Source organism: Fulvivirga kasyanovii (assembly GCF_009711405.1).
GTDB classification, from domain to species: Bacteria; Bacteroidota; Bacteroidia; order Cytophagales; family Cyclobacteriaceae; genus Fulvivirga; species Fulvivirga kasyanovii.
This window is the reverse complement of sequence record NZ_SMLW01000579.1, coordinates 19,668-22,845: the sequence shown is the minus strand read 5'-3', so window position 1 is coordinate 22,845 and position 3,178 is coordinate 19,668. Positions and strand designations below refer to the sequence as shown.

Genomic DNA, 3,178 nt, shown 5'->3' with positions numbered 1-3,178 from the left:
AGTAAATGAAACATAGCGATATACTAAATTCAGATAAAGCACCAGAGCCTGTAGGTTTGTATCCGCATGCAAGAAAAGTGGGGAACCTGCTGTTTTTATCCGGAGTAGGGCCGAGAAGGAAAGGCACCAAGGAAATTCCTGGTGTGACGCTGGATGAGAAAGGTAACATAACCTCTTACGATATAGAAGCACAGTGTCATTCTGTTTTTGAGAACGTAAGGCACGTTTTGGAAGCCTCAGGTTCAGGTTGGGATAAGCTGATAGATGTCACTGTCTTTTTAACCAATATGAAGGACGATTTTAAAAAATATAATGAAATATATGCGCAGTACTTCAAGGATAACCAGCCTTGCAGAACTACTGTCGAAGTCAATGCTTTGCCTACGCCTATCGCTATAGAGCTTAAGTGTATAGCCCTGGTTGAATAAGATATGAAGTGATTTGAAATGTCGTTCAATCTAAAAGTTACGGTTTTAATATTATTTTGTCTCTTCGCTTTTGATATACCTCAGGTAAGCGGGCAAAGGCAGCTTGACTCTCTGCTGAACACCTGGATGGAAAAAAAGGCTGACCAGAATTTCAGTCAGGATACCAATGCAGTTAACTTATTGAATGACATTTCCCGGATCTATTTATATGATAACTCTGACAGTGCTCAATACTATGCCAGATCAGCCTATACGCTAGCCATAAACCAGGAATTTAAATCAGGAAAGGCTTGGGCTCTTAATAACCTGGGATCAGCGTATTATGTGAATGGCGCATATGATAATGCACTGGAAGCATACCTTAGGTCTTTAAGGATTTTTGAAGAATTAGGTAATCAAAACAGGGTTTTATGGGCATACAATAATCTCGGGCTTATTTATATAGCCCAGGGTAAATACAATGCCGCAGTAGAAGAATATCAAAAAATAATAAGTAATAAGGCGGTAAAGCATGATAGCCTATTGCTGGCGACAGGCTATTTCAACCTGGGACTGTCTTATGATCATACCAATGAATCCGAACTGGGGATCGATTACCTGCAAAGGTGTATTGAAATAAGTGAAAGGCACGGTTTTGAGCGAATGGATGTAATGGCTACTAACCTCCTGGGAGAGATATACCTACATGCCGGAAAGTATGATAAAGCCCTGGAATACTACAAGCAGGCACTCAACGCCAGTTACAAGGATAATTGGGAGAAAAGTTTTGCGCATGCAGGCCTGGCCAGTGTTAATTATGAGCTGGGACTTTATGATAAAGCCGTAGGTCATGGCCTGAAAAGCCTGGAATATGCAGAGAAAATAAAAGCCAGGTGGGATGCCCAAAAGGTACTTAAAATCCTTGCCGATACTTATGCGGCAAAAAAAGATTATCAGCAGGCCTATAAATACCATGTGATCTATAAGCAGTATAGCGATAGCCTGAACTCTGTTGCTATGGATAAAAGGATCCATGAACTCTACCTGCAGCAAAAGGAAGATGAAAACCTGCAACTGCAGAAGGAGAATAAAGTGACTAAACAAGCGGTAAAGATCAACAGGCTACTCAGTTTTTTTGTAGGTTTTATAGCACTGTTTATGATTGTTTTGGCATATATAATTTACAGGAGCAACCGCTTAAAAACAAAACTCAATGATGAACTGCGTGAAAAGAATGCTGACATAGAACTGCACAGGCGGCAGATAACAGATCAAAATGAGATCCTTGAAAGGCTTAATTCAGCTAAGGATAAGTTGCTTTCTGTAATAGGGCATGACCTTAGAAGCCCGCTGGCCTCCATTATGAGCACTTTGGAGGTAATAAGAATGGGAGTGCTCACACAGGAACAACAGGAGGAAGTTTTTAAGGGACTTCATAATAAGGTAATTATGGTCTCGCACATGCTGGATAACCTGCTAAGCTGGGCCATCAGCCAGCAAATGGGAGTGGCTGTTGAATTTGACCGGGTAGATGTTCCTGCTACCGTTAATCAGGTATTGGCAGTAGCTAATTTTTTGGCCAAGGATAAAGGGGTGGTCATTGAGCATAAAAAGGATGAAGTATATGCCTACGCCGATATTAACCACGTGCGGATTATTGTACAGAATATTATTGGCAACGCTATTAAATTCACATATAAAGGAGGTAAGGTCAGGATCTTTTATACCGAAAGCGGAGATTGCGTGGTGATCCACGTGAAGGATTCAGGCCTGGGAATGAATGAAGAAAAACTTAGCAAGCTTTTTAATCAGGTGGGTAAGGGAATCTCAGGTATGGGCACCAACAATGAAAAAGGGACAGGTATGGGGTTGATGCTCGTTGGTCAGTTTATCAGGGAAAACCATGGGCAGATAGAGATCGACAGTGAGGAGGGAAAAGGTACGGAATTTAAAGTATACCTAAAGAAGTATACCGAAGCGAAGGAGAAAGGGGTGAAAAATAGAAAAGCCTCACGGTAATCCCCGGAGGCTTCCTGATATTTTTTATGAAGTTACTACACCGAGAAACTTTCCCCGCATCCGCAGGTTCGGGTAGCATTAGGGTTGATAAACTGGAACCCTTTGCCATTAAGCCCGTCGGAGAAATCCAATGTGGTTCCCAATAGATATAAAAGACTCTTTTTATCAACGAGGATTTTTATACCCTTGTCTTCAAATACTTCATCTGCAGACTCTATCTGGGCATCGAACTTCAGGTCGTACATCAAGCCCGAACAACCACCGCCCTGTACGAGCACCCTGATGTTATGGTCGTTCGACTTACCTTCTTTTTCGCGAAGTTCTATAATTCTATCTTTCGCCTTATCAGTTACATTAATCATACTTGCCAAATTTTAAGCTACAGGATTCAATACAACACTAAAAACAGTTATAGTGTTTGAGTCGCGCCCATAGTATAGTTTATCTAAAGCATCATATACACTGCTCGCTCTAAAATACGAAGTGTTAAGCTCTTTGTTGCCTTTTGCTATCCATTGAATAGTGTAGGAATTCTCTTTCTCCTTATAATTTTCAACGTAATCGAGCATTTTGTTCAGGGCATCAACTTTATCAAAGCCCATCACAGAGTGAAAAAGAAAGGACTGATTGTGCCTTGGGTTAATGGTAATAAGATCCAGTTTTATTTTGCCGTCTGTATTACCATATTCAAACATCAGGTCGCTACTTCTGAGCCCAAGATGGCTCTTTATTTCTTCCTGTATCCTCGCTGC

Annotated in this window: 4 protein-coding genes; 2 read left to right on the top strand and 2 right to left on the bottom strand. The window is 41.1% G+C overall.

The genetic code is table 11. The annotated features are described in order from the left end of the window. Positions 1 to 5: 5 nt before the first annotated feature. Positions 6 to 428, top strand: a complete 423-nt coding sequence (locus E1163_RS15820; RefSeq protein ID WP_155173427.1) for a RidA family protein — start codon at positions 6 to 8, stop codon at positions 426 to 428. An 18-nt stretch (positions 429 to 446) separates the two neighbouring features. Beyond that, positions 447 to 2,426: a tetratricopeptide repeat-containing sensor histidine kinase gene (locus E1163_RS15815; RefSeq protein WP_155173426.1), complete on the top strand. Its 1,980-nt coding sequence runs from the start codon at positions 447 to 449 to the stop codon at positions 2,424 to 2,426. Between the two features lie 35 nt (positions 2,427 to 2,461). Here the strand turns inward: E1163_RS15815 and E1163_RS15810 are convergent, their stop codons facing one another. Beyond that, entirely contained in the window at positions 2,462 to 2,788 is a 327-nt protein-coding gene (locus E1163_RS15810; protein WP_155173425.1) for a HesB/IscA family protein, read from the bottom strand. A gap of 12 nt (positions 2,789 to 2,800) precedes the next feature. After that, on the bottom strand, positions 2,801 to 3,178 hold a 378-nt coding region (locus E1163_RS15805; protein ID WP_246223723.1), incomplete at its 5' end, for a hypothetical protein.

What these genes read in the sequence shown, in the direction of transcription:
- E1163_RS15820 (WP_155173427.1), top strand. Translation starts at nt 6, where the DNA reads ATGAAACATAGCGATATACTAAATTCAGATAAAGCACCAGAGCCTGTA.
- E1163_RS15815 (WP_155173426.1), top strand. Translation starts at nt 447, where the DNA reads ATGTCGTTCAATCTAAAAGTTACGGTTTTAATATTATTTTGTCTCTTC.
- E1163_RS15810 (WP_155173425.1), bottom strand. Translation starts at nt 2,788, where the DNA reads ATGATTAATGTAACTGATAAGGCGAAAGATAGAATTATAGAACTTCGC.